The organism is Streptomyces sp. NPDC087300 (genome assembly GCF_044744425.1).
Taxonomy (GTDB): Bacteria; Actinomycetota; Actinomycetes; order Streptomycetales; family Streptomycetaceae; genus Streptomyces.
In genome coordinates this window covers 272,537-289,800 of record NZ_JBIUYI010000008.1, presented here as the reverse complement: position 1 = coordinate 289,800, position 17,264 = coordinate 272,537, and the positions used below count along the sequence as shown (strand labels likewise).

Here is a 17,264-nt window from a genome sequence, read left to right as displayed (position 1 = left end):
TCGGCGGCATCGCCCGCACTCGAACGAGGGAGCCGCCCATGACCATGGAACGCAGACGGCTGTTGACGACCGCGCTCGGCACCGCCGCCGTGGCGGCCGTACCGCTCACCGGCGCCACCGCCGCCTCGGCGGCCGCACGACCCCCGAGCCGCGCGGGCTCCTGGGAGACCGTCCGGCACCGCGGCATCCGCCCGGACGACCCGCGAGGACGCGACCCGCTGGCCAATCCCCGGCGCGGCTTCCGCTACGAGATGTCGTACAACGCCCTTGATCTGACCAGCCCTTGGCCCAACGAGCAGGACCACTCCCCCGACGTCACCGAGACGCTCGGCCTCCTGGAGCGCGAGTACGGCCCCGGCGCGAACCTGACCCAGCTGTACTTCTACCTCTGGGACTTCGCGACCTCCACGATCCCGCAGGGCGCGCTCGACAACATCGAGCGTGTCTTCCGTGGGCTGCGGAGCAAGGGGTACGCGGCGGTCCTGCGCTTCGTGTACGACGACGGGGTGCGCGAGAACCGGCGCTACACCGTCCAGGACATCCAGCGCCACATAGGGCAGTTGGCGCCTCTGGTGGCGCGCAACAGTGACGTCGTCGCGGTCTGGCAGGCCGGCTTCCTCGGCACCTGGGGCGAGTGGCACGGGAGTTACTACCGGCACGAGACCTACCCCGACGCCGTCACCGCCGTCATGACGGCCCTCGTCGACGCGCTGCCGCCGGGCCTGCACACCCAGGTCAGATACGCCGAGAAGCGCGACATGATCACCAACAGGGCGATCCTGGACCGGGTCGGCTTCCACAACGACTACGTGACCCTGGGCGAGGGCCGGTGGGACTACTACGTCCCCGACAACCCCGGCTGGCCGTGCTACCTCCAGGTCTCGCAGACGGGCACGATGGACGGCGAGATGCCCTGGGACAAGGGCCAGAGCTCCGATCCGTACGCGTGGAGCACCGTGATCCCGGGGATCGCCGCCGCGCGCCGGCTCCAGACGCTCCGCTTCGACAGCCTCTCCCTGGTGCACAACGCCACGGTGACCATCCCCGGCTGGAAGGCGGCCGAGCTGACCGAGCGGCAGGTGACGGAGGCTCAACTGCCGGTGTCGGACGGCTACTTCAGGGACCGCGCGGGACGGCCCGTGGCCCGTACCCAGTTCGAGTACCTGCGCGATCACCTCGGCTACCGGGTGGAGGTGCGGGAGGCGCGGCACGACGTGTCCGGCGTGCGGCGCAGCGGGCGGCTGCCGGTGGAGGTGGACGTCGTCAACCGCGGATTCGCCGCGCCGAAGCACCCGCGTCCCGTACGCCTGGTGCTGCTCGACGCGGCGGGTCGGACGGTGGCGTCGGCCGACACGGGGGCCGACTGGCGTCAGTGGCGGCCGATGGGGCGCGCCGAGACCGGAGACGATCACACGGCGCCCGCCGTCACGACCCTGCGGGCGGAACTCGACGTGCCGAAGGGGGCGCGGGGCCCGCACCGCATCGGGCTCGCGCTGCCCGATCCGGCGTTCCCCGGCCGCGGGCTCGCCGTGCGGTGCGCGAACGCCTCGGTGACCTGGGTCGACGGGGTGAACGTGCTGGCTCAGGTGCGGCTGGGCGCACGCTGAGGCCGGGGCGCGCCCGCCCGGACGCGTACGGCCCGGTGAGCGCATGGCCGCCGGGCCGCGGAGCCCTTGGTCAGATGCCGTGCTTCTTCAGGATCGCCTCGATGTCGCTGAAGTCCTCCGCGGGCGCGGCGGCCTTCGGCTTGGCGGCGGGCTTCGCGGCCGGGCGGGCGGCGCCGCCGAGCGAGGGCGCGGACGCCGCGGGGGCCACCGCTTCGCGCTGGGCGGCCTTCGCGGCCTTGCGCTCCTTGCGGGTGCCGCCCGTGCGCCGCTCGATCGCGCGGGTCGTCAGGAAGCCGAGCCAGGCCACGCCGAGCACGCCGAAGCCCACCCACGCCTTCAGGCTGAACGCGGTGTCGGCCGCCCACCCCACGACGCCCGTGAGCACCAGACCCACCGGGACCAGGGAGTACGCGGCGAGCCGCGCAGCGGACAGGAAGCGCTTGCGGTAGGCCGTGACCGCGGCGATGCCCAGCCCGGCCGCGGATACGGCGGAACAGACGGTCTCGGCAATCATCCGGTCCTCCAGGCATACAGGCGTACGTAGGGAAATGACGCTGTCGTCCCTTCCATCCTGCACCGTATGCCCACCGGGGAGCCACGTCCGGGGCGGACCTCGGGGACATCTCCGGGTCATCTCGGGGTCGGCCTCCTCCGCAGGTCCCGGTTGGGCGGCCCCCGCGCGGGCTGGAAGACTGGGCCCATGAGCGACTCCTCCCCCGCCCGCCCCGTCGTCATCGACGTCTGGTGCGAGCTGCAGTGCCCCGACTGCCGTACCGCCCTCGACGACGTACGCGCCCTGCGCGCCCGCTACGGCGACCGCGTCGAGCTGCGCCTTCGGCACTTCCCCCTCGAAAAGCACAAGCATTCCTTCGCCGCCGCGCAGGCCGCAGAGGAGGCCATGGAGCAGGGCGAGGGCTGGCCGTACGTCGAGGCGGTGCTCGGCAAGGTCGAGGAGCTGGACCGCGCGGGCGAGCCGTACCTGGTGGAGGTGGCCCGCGAACTGGGCCTGGACGCCGAGGAGTTCGACACCGCGCTGGTCGACGGCAGGCACATCCTGATCGTCGACGCCGACCAGGCAGAGGGCAAGGCGATCGGCGTCACCGGCACCCCGACGTACGTCGTCGACGGCGAGCGCCTGGACGGCGGCAAGAGCCAGGAGGGGCTGCGCGAGCGCGTCGAGGAGATCACCGACCGGCTGCTCGGCGACTCCTAGGTTCCTGGACTCCCGGGTCCCTAGAGCAGGTGCTTGTAGAGGTAGTACGAGGTCGGCGTGTAGCCGAGCGACTCGTACAGGCGCAGGGCCGGGGTGTTGCCCGCGAAGACGTTGAGGTCGATGCGGCTCCGGCCCCGCGCACGGGTCTGGGCCTCGGCGCACAGCATCAGGGAGCGCCCGTGGCCCTGGCCCCTGTGCTCCTCGTCGACCTCGACGTTGAAGACGAACGCCTCCCCCTGCATGATGCCGAGCCAGAGCGCGCCCACCCGGGCGCCCCGGTGGGTCAGGACGCTCAGCAGGGCGCCCGGTGTCGCCAGACCGTCGGGAAGATCGCGCGCGTGGTCCGCCGCGGCCTTGGCGCGGGCCGCCGCCTCGCTGACACCCCGCTCCGTCCAGCTGCGCGTGTAGCCCGCCGTCTTGTGCGCGAGCCACGGCCCGTACTCGTCCTCGGTCATCGGCCGCCACTCCACCCCTTCGGGCAGCGCGGCCGCGCCCCCTGTCAGCGGCTTGGTCATCTGGCGGCTGCGCTCGACGTAGCCGAGCGCCGTGGCCAGGCGCAGCACCCCCTCGGCCGCGGCGGGAACGGTCGCCTCGACGCGTCCGCAGCCCCAGCCGCGCGCGACCTCCTCGGCGGCGAGCGCGGCCACGGTGGCGCGCCCGCGCCCCCGGTCGGCTTCGTCGATCCGCAGGTCCTTGACCTGGCAGACCTCGGGTCCGAAGACCGGGTGGGTGGCCAGGGCTATCGAGCCCACCGGGCGGCTGTTCACACAGACGTCGTACGTGCGCGAGCGCGCGCCGTCGGCGCCCCTCTGGAGCGGCGCTGAGGGCCGCAGGGTCGTGGTCATCACAGAGGTTCTACCCGCCCCGCGGCCCGGTCGTCACCGGGATTCGGCGCGGCTCACGGATCCAGGTCGTCCGCGGCCCGCTCGGCGAAGACGCGCATCGCCTTGGCGGTCACCGGGCCGGGAGCGCCGGGGAGTTGGCGGCCGTCGACGCGGTGCACGCCCTGCACGTCGCGCAGCGTCGAGGTCAGGAAGACCTCGTCGGCGCGCTCCAGGACGTCCAGCGGCAGCTCCGTCTCGCGCGCGCCCGTCCACTCGACGGCCAGCTCGCGCGTGATGCCCGCCAGGCATCCGGAGGCGAGCGGCGGCGTGTGGATCTCGCCGTCGACGACGACGAAGACGTTGGTGCCCGTGCCCTCGCACAGCTGCCCGACGGTGTTCCCGAACAACGCCTCGGACGCGCCCTGTTCGCGGGCGCGGGCGAGCGCGACGACGTTCTCCGCGTACGACGTGGTCTTCAGGCCGGTCAGCGCGCCGCGTTCGTTGCGGGTCCACGGCACGGTGATCACCGCGGTGGACGCGGTCTGCTCGCCGGCCTCGGCGAGGGCCACGACGAGCGTGGTGCCCTGGTCGCCGCGGTCCGAGCCGAGCGGCGAGATGCCGCCGGTATAGGTGATGCGCAGCCGGCCGCGGTCCAGCGGGTTGGCCGCGAGGACGGCGGCGCAGGCGCGGCGCACCTCGTCGAGGTCCGGCTCGGGCAGCCCGAGGCCGCGCGCCGACCTGGCGAGCCTGGCCAGGTGCCGGGTCAGGGCGAAGGGCCGCCCCGCCACGGACTTCACCGTCTCGAAGATGCCGTCGCCCACCGTGAGCCCGTGGTCGAGCACGGAGACGCAGGCGTCGTCGAGGTCCTGCAGCCCGTCATTGAGCCAGATCTTCACGTCGGGGTTCCTCCACTCGCTTCGTACGCGCCCGACGCTACCTTCAGCAGCCGCTCGGCCTTCAGCTCGGTCTCCCGCCACTCCCCCTCGGGGTCCGAGCCCCAGGTGATGCCGGCCCCGGTGCCGAAGCGCAGGACGCCATCGGCCCGGTCGATCCAGAAGGTGCGGATGCCGACCGCGAGCTCTCCCGTGCCCCGGTCGGCGTCGACCCAGCCGATGCCGCCGCAGTAGGGGCCGCGCGGCGCCGTCTCCAGCTCGTCGATGATCCGCAGGGCGCTGGACTTCGGGGCGCCGGTCACGGAGCCGGGCGGGAACGTCGCCCCGAACAGCTCGGACCAGCCCGCACCGGTCCGCAGCTCGCCCTGGACGGTGGAGACGAGGTGGACGAGCCCCGGGTGCTTCTCGACCACACAGAGGTCGGGGACGGTCACCGACCCCGTCGCGCAGACCCGCCCCAGATCATTGCGGACGAGGTCCACGATCATCACGTTCTCCGCGTAGTCCTTCTCCAGGAGGTCCGCCTCGGTCCGGCCGGTGCCCTTGATCGGGCCGGACTCCACGGTGCGTCCCGCGCGGCGCAGATAGAGCTCGGGGGACGCGGTGGCTATCTCCACGCCGTGTCCGGGCAGCCGGATGGTCCCGGCGTACGGTGCGGGGTTCCCGCGCGCGAGGAGCGCGGTCAGGGCGTCCACGTCGGCGTCGGGCGCCACCGGCGCGGAGAGGACCCGGCAGAGGTTCGCCTGGTAGACCTCCCCGGCCGCGATGTACGCCCGCACCCGCCGCACGCCGTCCATGTACGCGGCGCGGTCCAGGGACGACGTCCAGTCACCGGCCGCCGGGCCGCGCCAGGCCCCGGGGACCGGCGCGGGCACGGGCTCCCTGCGTACGTCGGCGAAGCGGGCGCAGACCAGACCCCCCTCGAAATCCGCGGACACCGCCCAGAAGCCGGTGCTGTCCAGGGCCGCGGGGTCGCTGGTCACATCGCGTAGACCGGTGGCCACGAGACCGCCGAAGCGCGCCATGGGAGGAAGCGTCGAAGACGACGTCAGAGGGGGGCTGTGCACGTCTGTGAGTCTATGACCGGCCTCCCGGCGGCGCCTCGGACCGGCGACAACGCAGCACGCTGCGCAAACGCGTTTTTGTACTGGCCCAGGAATCCGCTAGAGTTCAACACGTCGCCGGGACGCGCAAGCGGACCGGGAAAGACAAGCGGACGTAGCTCAGTTGGTAGAGCGCAACCTTGCCAAGGTTGAGGTCGCCAGTTCGAACCTGGTCGTCCGCTCGCAGGAAAGTGGGGGATCTTCCCGAACCCCTACGCTCCTGGTGGAGTGGCCGAGAGGCGAGGCAACGGCCTGCAAAGCCGTCTACACGGGTTCAAATCCCGTCTCCACCTCCAAGGACGATTAGCTCAGCGGGAGAGCGCTTCCCTGACACGGAAGAGGTCACTGGTTCAATCCCAGTATCGTCCACTGGATCTTCCCGAAGGCTTCCTTCGATGATCCGTTCCCGCGCGATTAGCTCAGCGGGAGAGCGCTTCCCTGACACGGAAGAGGTCACTGGTTCAATCCCAGTATCGCGCACGCAGTACGCAGCACACGCAGGTCCACCCGCGCGATTAGCTCAGCGGGAGAGCGCTTCCCTGACACGGAAGAGGTCACTGGTTCAATCCCAGTATCGCGCACCATCCCCACGAAGCCCCGGCCGTTCCCACGGCCGGGGCTTCGTCGTTCCGCCGTCAGGACGAGAAGAGCATGTGCCCGAAGCTCTTGTGACGCTGGTGGTGGCCGTGGCCCCCGTAGTGACCGCCGTGGCCGCCGTGCGGGGCGCCCCACGCGGGAGCCGGGGCGGCGGGGTACGCCTGCGGGGCCGGGGGCACGGGCGGCGGGACCTGCTGGCCGCCCCACTGGGCCTCCAGGCGGGTCAGGGACTCCAGCTCGCCGTAGTCGAGGAATATCCCGCGGCAGCCGCTGCACTGCTCGATCTGGACGCCGTTGCGGTTGTAGGTCTGCATCGGTGCGTGACACTTGGGGCACTGCATGGACGGCTCAACTCCTCGCCGGTGGTAACTGTTTCGCCGGATTACTGCCCGGCTTCGGTGCGATGCACCCTACTTCGTGGTCTCGGGCGCCAACTCCGCCGGGCGGGAGGTCATTCCACTCGTCCGGCCCGCCCGGCTCAACCGGCTCATCCGGTCGCAGGCGTCGACCACGGACTGCTCGATCTCGTCCAGGGGACGGGCGGCCGCGAGGGACTTGGTGATCGCCAGGGCCGCGGTCTGCACGGTCAGGGCGCGGGCCGGGACGTCGAGCACGGGCCAGGGGTCGGCGGTGTCCGCGGGAAGCGCGGGGCCGCCTGAGCGTCGGTAGGCGTCCAGGAAGCGGGTCCACTCCTCGGGGGCGAGCAGGCCACAGGCGTACCAGGCCGCGGGGCGCGCGAGGTCCCATGCGGGGGCGCCGGTGCCGAGGTCGTCCACGTCGATCAGGAGCCAGTTGCCCTCGGGGGCGCGGACCAGTTGGCCCAGGTGGAAGTCGCCGTGGCAGAGCAGGTGGGGGCCCGGGGGCGGGGCCTCGGCGCGGGCCCAGGGCGGCAGGTCCGCCCAGGCGCGCAGGACCGGGGCCGCGGCGGGGTGCGGGCCCGCGGCGTGCAGCCTGGCGATGGCGCGGGCGGCCTTCGCGGGGCCGCGCATGGGGGGTGGCGGGTGGGGCAGCGTGGCCGGAGGCACGGCGTGCAGGCGGGCGAGGAGGGTGGCCGCGGCCTCCCAGGGTGCGGCGTCGGGGGCGTCGCGGTCCACGGGGGTGCCGTAGGGCCAGAGCGTGACGAGGCGGCCGTGCAGGGGTGTGGGGGTCGGGTGCAGGGGGGCGAGGAGGGTGGTGGCGAGGCTGGGGTGGGCCGCGACGCTCAGGCGCGCGGCCAGGTCCGGGGGGTGGGTGTCGGGGGCGTGGGCCTTGGCGACGGTGGCGCCGTGGCGGAGGACGGTGGCGTCGTCGCGGTCGGCCAGGACGGGGGTTGTGCAGGTGCAGGTGCGGATGCCGGTGCGGGTGTGGGGGTGCGCTGCGTCTTTGGCCGTGGTGGCCAGGGCGGGGATGAGGGGTGCGGTCATGGGTCCCTCGGGGTGGGGCGATGGGTCTGGTCTGGGGTGAGCGTACGCAGGCGCTGCGTGGGGCTGGGGCGGGGTCGCTCTGTTCGTCCGTGGGGCGGGGCCGCGGGGGTATGTACGTACTCGCTATCCCGGGGCGAGAGTTAATCGGACTTGCTTCCTTGCCACGGTGGCCACTTGTGCTCCGTGCGCACATACCCCCACGTCCCCTCAGGCCGGTTGCGCGACCGCGGCCCGGTGGGGGTTCCGGCGCCACGCACGGTTCGCCTGGCACGGCGTCGCCGCGCCAGGCGGGGAGTTCCCGTCGTGGGCAATCGTGCCGCTGGGGCGGCACGGGTGGGCACGGCACCCCGGTGCCGAGGGGCGAGGACGAGGGCACAGGCCTCGGTGCCGGGAGGCATCGGGCACGGAGGGCTGGAGGGTGGCGGTGGGTTGGAGGCGGCGGGGGAAAGAAACAACCCGCGCAGCTCCCCAGCTGCGCGGGTTGTCGTGCCGTCCGCCGCACCCCCGTCCCCACGGGGTTTCATGGCCGGATGTCCCCGCCCGGACCGCTCTTCCGGGCCTGGGGCGCCGCTCAGCGCCCCAGCATCACGCCCACGGACGACGCTTGTGTGACCACTGCGTCCCAGCCGCCGAAGACGACTACGAGCAGGGCTGCCAGGGGGAGGACCATGGCCGTCGCCACCAAGGGGTGGCGCGTGCCGGACGGGCGGACGCCGAACGCGGAGAACCTGCGTCCTTGCGTGCGGAGCATGGTCCGCGGTGCCGTGTCCGCCATGGTTCCTCTCCTGACCGATCTCGATGTGGATTTGGCAGCGGCGAGTAACTGACCTCGGGGGACGAGTGCTGCCACCCGCCGCTTGACCTCAAATCTAGGTGCGCGCGGCGTCCCGGACGTCATGCCCTCGTACCGATTGCCGGGCCTCCCGGAGGATGACCGACCGGTGCCCGCGTACTCCCGTGGGTGGAGATGGGGTCCTAGGTCTCAGGGTCTTCCCGCAGGGGTCGGGCCATGACTTCCGAGGTGTCCTCCCTCGGAACCGGCTGTTCGACCAGAGCGAGGACACGGGTCGCCATGAACCGCGCCGTACGCACCACGGAGCCGCTCCGGGTGACTTCGCTCACTTCCACCACTCCCCTGCGCACCGCCGTCTCCACCCGGCGGCCCGCCCGGCTCGCCACCACTTCGTACGTACGTGTGGTGTCCCCGGCGTCCACGACTATCTCCACGCGATCACCCTTCACGGGATCAATCCCCCTTCAGCGATGGATGGTTGAGGATGGGGGTGGTGTTGACGGCCCCTCGTCCCCCGTGCCCTGACCACTCTTCAAGTTTCCCACCCGGCACTGACAATCGATCGGCCCGCGAGGGCGCGGCCTCTGCACGTGCCCGGCCGTGGAAACGTAAGCTGTGGCTCGTCAGACGGACCGGGCAGCGGGGATGGACATGGCGATGATGCGGCTCCGGCGCGAGGACCCGCGTGTCGTCGGCTCGTTCAGGTTGCACAGGCGCCTGGGCGCCGGCGGCATGGGCGTCGTCTATCTGGGCTCCGACCGAAGGGGCCAGCGCGTCGCACTGAAGGTGATCAGGCCGGACCTGGCGGAGGATCAGGAGTTCCGGTCGCGGTTCGCGCGGGAGGTCTCGGCCGCCCGCCGGATCAGGGGCGGCTGCACGGCGCGGCTCGTCGCCGCCGATCTCGACGCCGACCGGCCGTGGTTCGCCACCCAGTACGTTCCCGGGCCCTCGCTGCACGACAAGGTCGCCGCCGAGGGCCCGCTCTCGGCCGCCGAGGTGGCCGTGGTGGGTTCCGCGCTCGCCGAGGGGCTCGTGGCCGTGCACGAGGCCGGTGTCGTCCACCGGGATCTCAAGCCGTCGAACATCCTGCTGTCCCCGAAGGGGCCGCGGATCATCGACTTCGGCATCGCCTGGGCCACCGGGGCCTCGACGCTGACCCATGTGGGTACGGCCGTCGGTTCGCCCGGATTCCTCGCGCCCGAACAGGTGCGCGGCGCCGCCGTCACGCCCGCCACCGACGTCTTCGCGCTCGGGGCCACCCTCGCGTACGCGGGCATGGCGGACTCGCCCTTCGGGCACGGCAGTTCCGAGGTCATGCTCTACCGCGTCGTACACGAGGAGGCGCAGCTGCACGGCGTGCCCGACGCGCTCGCGCCGCTGATCAGGGCCTGCCTCGCCAAGGACCCCGAGGAGCGGCCCAGCACGCTCCAACTGTCGCTCAGGCTCAAGGAGATCGCCGCCCGCGAGGCCCAGGGGATCGGGGACGTGCGGCCGCCCGCGCCGCGCCAGGACCACGACCGGCCCACGGGGCGCCTCGCCGAGGGGTACGCGGAGCAGCGCACGCAGCGGCGCGCCGCGCCCGGTGCCACTCCCCCGCCGCGGAGCAGTCCGTCACGGCCCAACGCGTCGCGGCCCAGCTCCTCGCGGTCCGGCTCCCGCCCCGGCGCGCCCAGGAACACCACGCGCTCCGGCAGCAGGCCAGCACCGCGCAGCGGCACCGGGCGGCAGGGGCCGCGCACCACGGGTACGGGACGGCGCGGGCCCGCCAATCCGCGGCTGCTGCGCCAGCGGCTGTTCGTCTTCGTGGTCGTGACGCTGCTGGTGGCTCTCGGCATCGCCGCGGCCCAGGGGTGCCAGGGGCCCGCGCGCGGCCTCGGGGACACGGACGTACGCCCGGGGCAGTCGCACGGTGAGCGGGTCGATTCCGGCCCGGCCGCGCGGAGCTGAGCGCAGCCCCTAGAGCTGCGGGCGGCCCGTCGCCACCGCGTAGAAGGCGACCGCGGCCGCCGCACCCACGTTCAGCGAGTCCACGCCGTGGGCCATCGGGATGCGGACCCATTCGTCGGCCGCGACCAGCGCCTGGGTGGAGAGTCCGTCGCCCTCGGCGCCGAGCATCAGTGCCACGCGGTCCATCCGGTGCGGCGCCGCCTCGTCCAGGGACTTGGCCTTCTCGTCCGGGGTGAGGGCGAGCAGGTTGAAGCCCGCCTCGCGTACGCCTTCGAGGCCCTTGGGCCAGGACTCCAGGCGGGCGTACGGGACCGAGAAGACCGCGCCCATGGAGACCTTCACCGAGCGGCGGTAGAGCGGGTCGGCGCAGTCCGGCGAGAGCAGGACCGCGTCCATGCCGAGGGCGGCGGCGGAGCGGAAGATCGCGCCGATGTTGGTGTGGTCGTTCACCGCCTCCATGACGACCACGCGGCGGGTGGTGGCGAGGAGTTCGTCGGCGGTGGGCAGCGGCTTGCGCTGCATCGAGGCGAGGGCGCCGCGGTGCACGTGGTAGCCGGTGACGCGCTCGGCGAGCTCCGGGCTCACCGCGTACACGGGGGCCGGGAGTTCGTCGATGACGTCGCGCATGACGTCGACCCACTTGGCCGAGAGCAGCATCGAGCGCATCTCGTAGCCGGCGTCCTTGGCCCGTCTGATGACCTTCTCGCCCTCCGCGATGAAAAGCCCCTCGGCCGGTTCGCGCTTGCGGCGCAGTTCGACGTCGGTCAGGCCGGTGTAGTCGCGCAGGCGGGGGTCGTCGGGGTCGTCGACGGTGATGAGATCAGCCACAGGGTGATACTGCCTTGTCCTGGGTGTGGTGCCAACGGCTGGGGGCGGGTTCCGTTACCGCTGGTTACGTACGGGGGTTCGGGGGCCGGTCAGGCGGAGGCCGCGGGGCCGACCTTCACGACCTCGCCGATGACGATGACCGCGGGCGGCTTCACCTCGTGGGTGCGGACCGCCTCCGCGACCGTGCCGAGCGTCGCGTCGACCCGGCGCTGGGCGGCCGTCGTGCCCTCCTGGATGAGGGCGAGCGGGGTGTCGGCCGCCTTGCCGTGGGCGATCAGGGTCGCCGCGATCCTGCCGATCTTGTCGACGCCCATGAGGATCACCAGGGTGCCGCGCAGCTTGGCCAGCGACTCCCAGTCGACCAGGGAACGCTCGTCGTCCGGGGCCACGTGGCCGCTGACCACCGTGAACTCATGGGCGACGCCTCGGTGGGTGACGGGGATGCCGGCGGCCGAGGGCACCGAGATCGAGCTGGAGATGCCGGGTACGACGGTGCAGGTGATGCCCGCGTCGGCGAGCGCCTGGAGCTCCTCCATGCCACGGCCGTAGACGTAGGGGTCGCCGCCCTTGAGGCGGACGACGGCCTTGCCCTGCTTGGCGTGCTCGATCAGGGCGTTGTTGATGGCCTCCTGGGCCATGAAGCGGCCGTACGGGATCTTCGCGGCGTCGATCACCTCGACGTGCGGCGGGAGTTCGTCGAGCAGGTCGCGGGGGCCGAGGCGGTCGGCGATGACGACGTCCGCGGCGGCGAGCAGGCGACGGCCGCGGACCGTGATCAGGTCGGGGTCGCCGGGGCCGCCGCCGACGAGCGCGACGCCCGGGGTGCGCACGCGCAGGTGCGGGGCGACGAGGCTGCCGTCGCGCAGGCCCTCGACGACCGCGTCGCGGATCGCGGCGGTGCGGCGGGGGTCGCGGTCGTGCAGGTCGCTGCTGAGTACGGCGACGGTGACGCCCTCGGAGCGGCCGGTGGCCGGGGTCCAGGCGGTGGCGGCCTCCGCGTCGTCGGAGCGCACGCACCAGACGCGGTGGGCCTCCGCTTCCGCGGACGCCTGGGTGTTCGCCTCCGCGTCGCTGGTGGCGATCAAGGCGTACCAGGCGTGGTGCAGGTCACCGCTCTCGTAGCGGCGCCGCTCCCAGGTGAGCTCGCCCGCATCCGCCATCGCCTCCACGGAGGGCGTCGCCGAAGGGGACACGAGGAGGACGTCGGCGCCCGCGTTGATCAGGGCCGGGAGGCGGCGCTGGGCCACCTGGCCGCCGCCGAGGACGACGACGCGGCGGCCGGCGAGGCGGAGACCTACGGGGTAGGCGGGGTTTTCGGCCTTGGCCATGTCTGGGGGCTCCTCGTGCGGGGCGTTGCGGCTGCCGCTGCGACGGTGGGGCGGCTCTTTGACGTGCGGTTTCAGTATGGCTGGGCGTCGCGCGTCGCGGTATCGGCGGAGGGCGAAGGGGCAACGCACCGCGCGGATGGCGACGCCGCGGCGCGCCCACCCGTGCCGCGCTGCGGCGCGGCTGCCCACGCGGGGCGGCACGGGTGGGTGCGGCGGAACTACTTCTCGGTCACGCCCGCCGAGTCGAACGTCGCCACCTCGTGCATCGCACGGGCCGCGCTCTGGACCACCGGGAGGGCGAGCAGGGCGCCGGTGCCCTCGCCGAGGCGCAGGTCGAGGTCGACCAGGGGGCGCAGGCCCAGCTTGTTCAGGGCCGCCACGTGGCCCGGCTCCGCGCTGCGGTGGCCCGCGATGCAGGCCGCGAGGACCTCGGGGGCGATGGCGCGGGCCACCAGGGCGGCGGCGCCGGCGCTGACGCCGTCCAGGATCACGGGGGTGCGCAGGGACGCGCCGCCGAGCAGGAGGCCGACCATCGCCGCGTGCTCCAGGCCGCCGATCGCCGAGAGGACGCCGATCGGGTCCGCGGGGTCGGGCTGGTGGAGGTCGAGGGCGCGGCGGACCACCTCGACCTTGCGGGTGTGCATCTCGTCGTTGATGCCGGTGCCGCGCCCGGTGACCTCGGACGGGTCGGTGTCCGTGTAGACGGAGATGAGGGCCGCGGACGCCGTGGTGTTGGCGATGCCCATCTCGCCGGTGAGCAGCGCCTTGTTGCCGGCCGCCACCAGGTCGCGGGCGGTCTCGATGCCGACCTCGATGGCCGCCTTGACCTCTTCGCGGGTGAGCGCGGGTCCTGTCGTCATGTCCGCCGTGCCCGCGCGCACCTTGCGGGGCAACAGGCCCGGCGTGGCCGGGAGTTCGCTGGCCACGCCCACGTCGATGACGCAGACCTCGGCGCCCACCTGGTTGGCGAAGGCGTTGCAGACCGCGCCGCCGCCGAGGAAGTTGGCGACCATCTGCGCGGTCACCTCCTGGGGCCAGGCGGTGACGCCCTGGGCGTGCACGCCGTGGTCGCCCGCGAAGATCGCGACGGCCGCGGGCTCCGGGATGGGCGGCGGGCACATCCGGGACAGGCCCGACAGCTGGGCGGAGATGATCTCCAGCATGCCGAGCGCGCCCGGCGGCTTCGTCATCCGCTTCTGCCGCTCCCAGGCCTCGCCGAGCGCCTTGGCGTCGAGCGGGCGGATGTTGGAGACGGTCTCGGCGAGCAGGTCGTGCGGGTCCTCGCCGGGCAGCGCGCGGCGGCCGTACGTCTCCTCGTGGACGACCCAGGAGAGCGGGCGGCGCTTGGACCAGCCCGCCTGCATCAGCTCGGGCTCGTCGGGGAACTCGTCGACGTATCCGACGCAGAGGTAGGCGACGACTTCGAGGTGCTCGGGCAGGCCGAGGGCGCGGACCATCTCGCGCTCGTCGAAGAAGCTGACCCAGCCGACGCCGAGGCCCTCGGCGCGGGCGGCGAGCCAGAGGTTCTCGACGGCGAGCGCCGAGGAGTACGGGGCCATCTGCGGCTGGGTGTGCCGGCCGAGGGTGTGGCGGCCGCCGCGGGTGGGGTCGGCGGTGACGACGATGTTCACCGGGGTGTCGAGGATCGCCTCGATCTTCAGTTCCTTGAACTGTTTCGCACGGCCCTTGGGGAGCGACTTGGCGTACGCGTCGCGCTGGCGCATGGCCAGTTCGTGCATCGTGCGCCGGGTCTCCGCGGACTTGATGACGACGAAGTCCCAGGGCTGGGAGTGGCCGACCGACGGGGCGGTGTGCGCGGCCTCCAGGACGCGGAGCAGCACCTCGTGCGGGATGGCGTCGGAGCGGAAGCCGTTGCGGATGTCGCGGCGCTCGCGCATGACGCGCAGCACGGCCTCGCGCTCGGCGTCCTCGTACGCGGGGGCCGGGGCGCCGACCGGGGCGGCGGGCTCGGCGGCCGGGTCCGCGGACTCGACGGGCTCGACGGCCTCGGCGGACTCGTCCACGGGGCCGCCGACGGGGCCGTCGACGGGCTCCTCGGCGCCGAGGAGCTCGGGGCCCTGGGGGGCCGCGAACACCTCGAACACCTCGGGCTCGTCCGGGGCCACGGGGGCCTCGGGGGTTCCTGCGGCCTCGGGCGCCTCCATGGCCACGAGGGCCTCAGGGGCGTCGGGGGCCTCGGCGATCTCGGTCGCCTCCTGCGCCGCGAGGGCCTCGGGCGCTTCCGGGGCGGCGGCCGCCGCGAAGGCGTCGGGCGCCTCGGGGGCCTCGGGCGTCTCGGGTGCCGCGGGTGCTTCGGGTACTGCGGGCGCTACGGCCATCTCAGGTGCTTCGGCCACTTCCGTCACTTCATTCGCATCGATCGGCTCGAACGAGATGACTTCGTCGGCCTCGTCCAGATCCTCGGCCAGGTCGGCCGTCTCGGGCGCCGCGGGGAACTCGGCCGGGGCGACCGGCAGGACCGGCACCGCCTCGACGATTCCCACGGCGTCGCCCGCGGTCTCGCTCTCCGGGGCCACCGGCTGCGGCTCGCCGGCCGCGTCGGGGCCCTCGGTGATGGGTGCCGCCACACCGAGGTCGCCCTCGCGGGGGGCGGGCACGGTGGCGGGGGGCTGCTGGGCGTCCGCCACCGGGGCCTCGGCCTGGGCGGCGGCCTCCGCCGACTCCGCCGCCGGAGGTACGGCGACGGGTGCGGCGCCCGCCTCGACGGGCAAGGGCTGGGACTGAGCCGGGGCTTGCTCGGCGTCCACGGCGCTCTCGCCCTCGGGAGCGGGCTCGACGGCCGGGTCCTCCTGGGGGACGACCAGCGGGTGCGGCGGGGTGGGCGCCAGGTGCGGCGTGGTCGGCACCATGCCGTCCACCGGCACGAACTCGCCGATGGGTGTGGGGACTTGATGCGCTCCGTGCCCGCCGTGCTCGCCGGGCAGTGCCGTGGGCATCGGCGCCGGGGCGTCCTCGGGGCCCGGACCGCTCGGGCCCTGGGCGGCGTGCCTGGCCTCGGCGGGGTGGCCCGCGTCGCCCACGGGCATGCGCTGGCCGCCGACCGCGCCGATCCCGGCGGGCACGGCGTGCGCCGCGTCGGGGACGAAACCGGACTGCGGGCCCGACGCGTCGGCGTGCGGGACCGGCACCGCGTCCCACGGCTGCGCGGAGGCGACGGCGAAGGGCGTCTGCACACCGGCGGCGGCAGGCACGGCCTGGGCGAAGACGGGCTGCTCCGCCGACGGGAACTGACTCGGCTCGGCGACGGGCGGCTCGCCGGGCATCCCGGGAGCGCCGAGGTCACCGGGGGCTGCCTGGGCCTCGCCGAGGTCCGTGGCACCGGCCGCCTGCGGGAAGGCGGCGGGCTCGGGCATACCGGGGAGCACGGCGCCGGGGGCCGGGTTGCCGTGCGCCGGGGCGCCATGAGGAGGGGTGGCGTGGACCGGGGTGCCGTGCGCCGGAGTGCCCTGGGCGAACTCCGCGCCCTGCGCGGCGTACTGCCCCTGCTCGGGCAGCACATGCTCGGGCAGCGCCTGCTCGGGGACCATGGGCCCTTCGGGAGCGAACGCCTCCGGTGCCCCCGTGGCCTGTGGTGCGGATGTGTCGTCCGGGACTCCGGGGACGCCCGTGGCGCCAGCGGTCTCGGAGGCCTCCGGGGCCTCCGTGTCACCTGGGACGACCGTTTCTGCTGGTGCGGCGTACGCGCCCTGCGCCCCGGCCTGCTGGGACCGCACGGACGGCTGCGCCGTCCACGGCGAGGCTCCCTGCGGCGGGATCTCCCCGAGCTGCGGTCCCGGCAGCCCGGCGTCGTCGCGCGGGATGTCGAGGTACTCGGGACCCACCGTGGGCGGACCGGCATGCCGTACCGGCACGGCGTGCTGCGGCGGCGTCGCCCCCGCGGGGCCACGGTCGGCGAGCGAACGCACGGGGCTGCCCGCGCCGTCGGGCACGGCGGGACCCGAGGGGCCCCGGTGCAGCGGACGGCGGGCGGGGCCCGGGTGGGAGGAGGCGGGCGGGGAGCCGGGCATACGGACACCGTTCAGGTCGACGGAGCCGCTGTCCCGGCCCGCGGTCTCGTGCGGACCGGGCTGGTGCACGGCCTGCGGGCGGGCCATGGCGGGAGCGCCGTGCCCGGCCGTGTCACCGTGTGCGGAGGGGCGGCCGTGCCCCGGTGCCTGCGCGGGGCCGGGGGCCTGGGCGTGGCCCGGGACCTGCGCGTGACCGGGGGCCTGGACGTGGCCGGGGACCGGGGTGTGGCCCTGCTGCTGCGCCGACTGTGCCTCGCTCCACGCGCCCTGGGCGCCCGGCATCAGCAGCAGGTCGTCGTCCTCGGCGGGGCTGTCGGAGGGGTCGAGGAAGGTGTACGCACCCGGCGAAGGGACGCCCGGCTGTTCCACCATGCCTGCGTTCTCCGGCAGCCCCTCACCCGGGACCTGGCCGGTGTCGGTCATGCGTAACCCCTCGCCCATCGGTTGGTGCGTCTTCGACCGCCCCTCGCCTTCGGCCGGGGAGGCCCCATCGCCCGGAGCGGCGCACCGACCGCCCGTCATCCTCAACGAGCGTGTGCGCCGCGCGGCACGAACCGCTTACCGGACAACAGGCATTGTCCCGGTCGGCCCGCCACCGCGGCAGCTTGATCGGCCACGGCCCGCTGTGGACTGCGCCACGTTGCGCGTCCTCCGGTCCTGCCGTACCACACACACCCCTCAAAACGGGCGAGCTTTCCGG

General features: G+C 73.9%; 14 protein-coding genes and 5 tRNA genes. 8 read left to right on the top strand and 11 right to left on the bottom strand.

Features of this window, described 5'->3' with window-relative positions; translation table 11 throughout:
- Positions 1 to 38 precede the first annotated feature (38 nt).
- Complete coding sequence (locus ACIO9J_RS32175) at positions 39 to 1,607, top strand: DUF4874 domain-containing protein (RefSeq protein WP_402007361.1); 1,569 nt, start codon at positions 39 to 41, stop codon at positions 1,605 to 1,607.
- A 70-nt stretch (positions 1,608 to 1,677) separates the two neighbouring features.
- On the opposite strand, the gene ACIO9J_RS32170 is transcribed toward ACIO9J_RS32175, so the two are convergent.
- Positions 1,678 to 2,121 (bottom strand): hypothetical protein, encoded by a 444-nt coding sequence (locus ACIO9J_RS32170; RefSeq protein ID WP_402007359.1) that lies wholly within the window; start codon positions 2,119 to 2,121, stop codon positions 1,678 to 1,680.
- Between the two features lie 186 nt (positions 2,122 to 2,307).
- Here ACIO9J_RS32170 and ACIO9J_RS32165 point away from each other — a divergent pair, with 186 nt between their 5' ends.
- Positions 2,308 to 2,820 (top strand): DsbA family protein, encoded by a 513-nt coding sequence (locus ACIO9J_RS32165; protein WP_402007357.1) that lies wholly within the window; start codon positions 2,308 to 2,310, stop codon positions 2,818 to 2,820.
- A gap of 20 nt (positions 2,821 to 2,840) precedes the next feature.
- Here the strand turns inward: ACIO9J_RS32165 and ACIO9J_RS32160 are convergent, their stop codons facing one another.
- From ACIO9J_RS32160 to ACIO9J_RS32150, 3 genes are read right to left on the bottom strand one after another with little or no spacing between them, the layout of a single operon-like run.
- Positions 2,841 to 3,665, bottom strand: coding sequence for a GNAT family N-acetyltransferase (locus tag ACIO9J_RS32160; protein ID WP_402007355.1), 825 nt, complete (start codon positions 3,663 to 3,665; stop codon positions 2,841 to 2,843).
- Between the two features lie 53 nt (positions 3,666 to 3,718).
- A complete protein-coding gene (locus ACIO9J_RS32155; RefSeq protein ID WP_402007353.1) occupies positions 3,719 to 4,540 on the bottom strand; it encodes an aminotransferase class IV in 822 nt (273 codons plus the stop codon).
- Positions 4,537 to 5,562 (bottom strand): chorismate-binding protein, encoded by a 1,026-nt coding sequence (locus tag ACIO9J_RS32150; RefSeq protein ID WP_402007351.1) that lies wholly within the window; start codon positions 5,560 to 5,562, stop codon positions 4,537 to 4,539. The genes ACIO9J_RS32155 and ACIO9J_RS32150 overlap by 4 nt, the downstream gene beginning before the upstream one ends.
- A 187-nt stretch (positions 5,563 to 5,749) precedes the next feature.
- On the opposite strand from ACIO9J_RS32150, the gene ACIO9J_RS32145 reads away from it, so the two are divergent.
- The 5 genes from ACIO9J_RS32145 (at position 5,750) to ACIO9J_RS32125 (ending at position 6,224) form a co-directional block, all read left to right on the top strand.
- Positions 5,750 to 5,822 (top strand) — tRNA-Gly (locus ACIO9J_RS32145).
- A 40-nt stretch (positions 5,823 to 5,862) separates the two neighbouring features.
- A tRNA-Cys gene (locus ACIO9J_RS32140) sits at positions 5,863 to 5,936 on the top strand.
- Position 5,937: 1 nt separating this feature from the next.
- Positions 5,938 to 6,009 (top strand) — tRNA-Val (locus tag ACIO9J_RS32135).
- Between the two features lie 39 nt (positions 6,010 to 6,048).
- Positions 6,049 to 6,120: transfer RNA gene (locus ACIO9J_RS32130), tRNA-Val, on the top strand.
- A gap of 29 nt (positions 6,121 to 6,149) precedes the next feature.
- Positions 6,150 to 6,224 (top strand) — tRNA-Val (locus tag ACIO9J_RS32125).
- Between the two features lie 51 nt (positions 6,225 to 6,275).
- Here the strand turns inward: ACIO9J_RS32125 and ACIO9J_RS32120 are convergent.
- From ACIO9J_RS32120 to ACIO9J_RS32105, 4 genes are all read right to left on the bottom strand, one after another.
- Positions 6,276 to 6,578, bottom strand: a complete 303-nt coding sequence (locus ACIO9J_RS32120) for a zf-TFIIB domain-containing protein (RefSeq protein ID WP_402007349.1) — start codon at positions 6,576 to 6,578, stop codon at positions 6,276 to 6,278.
- Between the two features lie 69 nt (positions 6,579 to 6,647).
- Entirely contained in the window at positions 6,648 to 7,640 is a 993-nt protein-coding gene (locus ACIO9J_RS32115; RefSeq protein WP_402007347.1) for an aminoglycoside phosphotransferase family protein, read from the bottom strand.
- 571 nt (positions 7,641 to 8,211) lie between these two features.
- Entirely contained in the window at positions 8,212 to 8,415 is a 204-nt protein-coding gene (locus ACIO9J_RS32110) for a hypothetical protein (RefSeq protein ID WP_384545047.1), read from the bottom strand.
- Positions 8,416 to 8,615: 200 nt separating this feature from the next.
- On the bottom strand, positions 8,616 to 8,882 hold the full coding sequence (locus ACIO9J_RS32105; RefSeq protein WP_402007344.1) for a hypothetical protein: 267 nt from the start codon (positions 8,880 to 8,882) through the stop codon (positions 8,616 to 8,618).
- A gap of 196 nt (positions 8,883 to 9,078) precedes the next feature.
- On the opposite strand from ACIO9J_RS32105, the gene ACIO9J_RS32100 reads away from it, so the two are divergent.
- Positions 9,079 to 10,380, top strand: coding sequence for a serine/threonine-protein kinase (locus tag ACIO9J_RS32100; RefSeq protein WP_402007696.1), 1,302 nt, complete (start codon positions 9,079 to 9,081; stop codon positions 10,378 to 10,380).
- 9 nt (positions 10,381 to 10,389) lie between these two features.
- On the opposite strand, the gene ACIO9J_RS32095 is transcribed toward ACIO9J_RS32100, so the two are convergent.
- The 3 genes from ACIO9J_RS32095 to cobT all read right to left on the bottom strand — a co-directional run bounded on the left by ACIO9J_RS32095 (position 10,390) and on the right by cobT (position 16,987).
- Complete coding sequence (locus ACIO9J_RS32095) at positions 10,390 to 11,208, bottom strand: TrmH family RNA methyltransferase (protein WP_402007342.1); 819 nt, start codon at positions 11,206 to 11,208, stop codon at positions 10,390 to 10,392.
- A gap of 89 nt (positions 11,209 to 11,297) precedes the next feature.
- Positions 11,298 to 12,536, bottom strand: a complete 1,239-nt coding sequence (gene cobA, locus ACIO9J_RS32090) for a uroporphyrinogen-III C-methyltransferase (RefSeq protein ID WP_402007340.1) — start codon at positions 12,534 to 12,536, stop codon at positions 11,298 to 11,300.
- 218 nt (positions 12,537 to 12,754) lie between these two features.
- Positions 12,755 to 16,987 carry a nicotinate-nucleotide--dimethylbenzimidazole phosphoribosyltransferase gene (gene cobT, locus ACIO9J_RS32085; protein WP_402007338.1) on the bottom strand — a complete coding sequence of 1,411 codons (4,233 nt, stop codon included), beginning with the start codon at positions 16,985 to 16,987 and terminating at the stop codon, positions 12,755 to 12,757.
- Positions 16,988 to 17,264 lie beyond the last annotated feature (277 nt).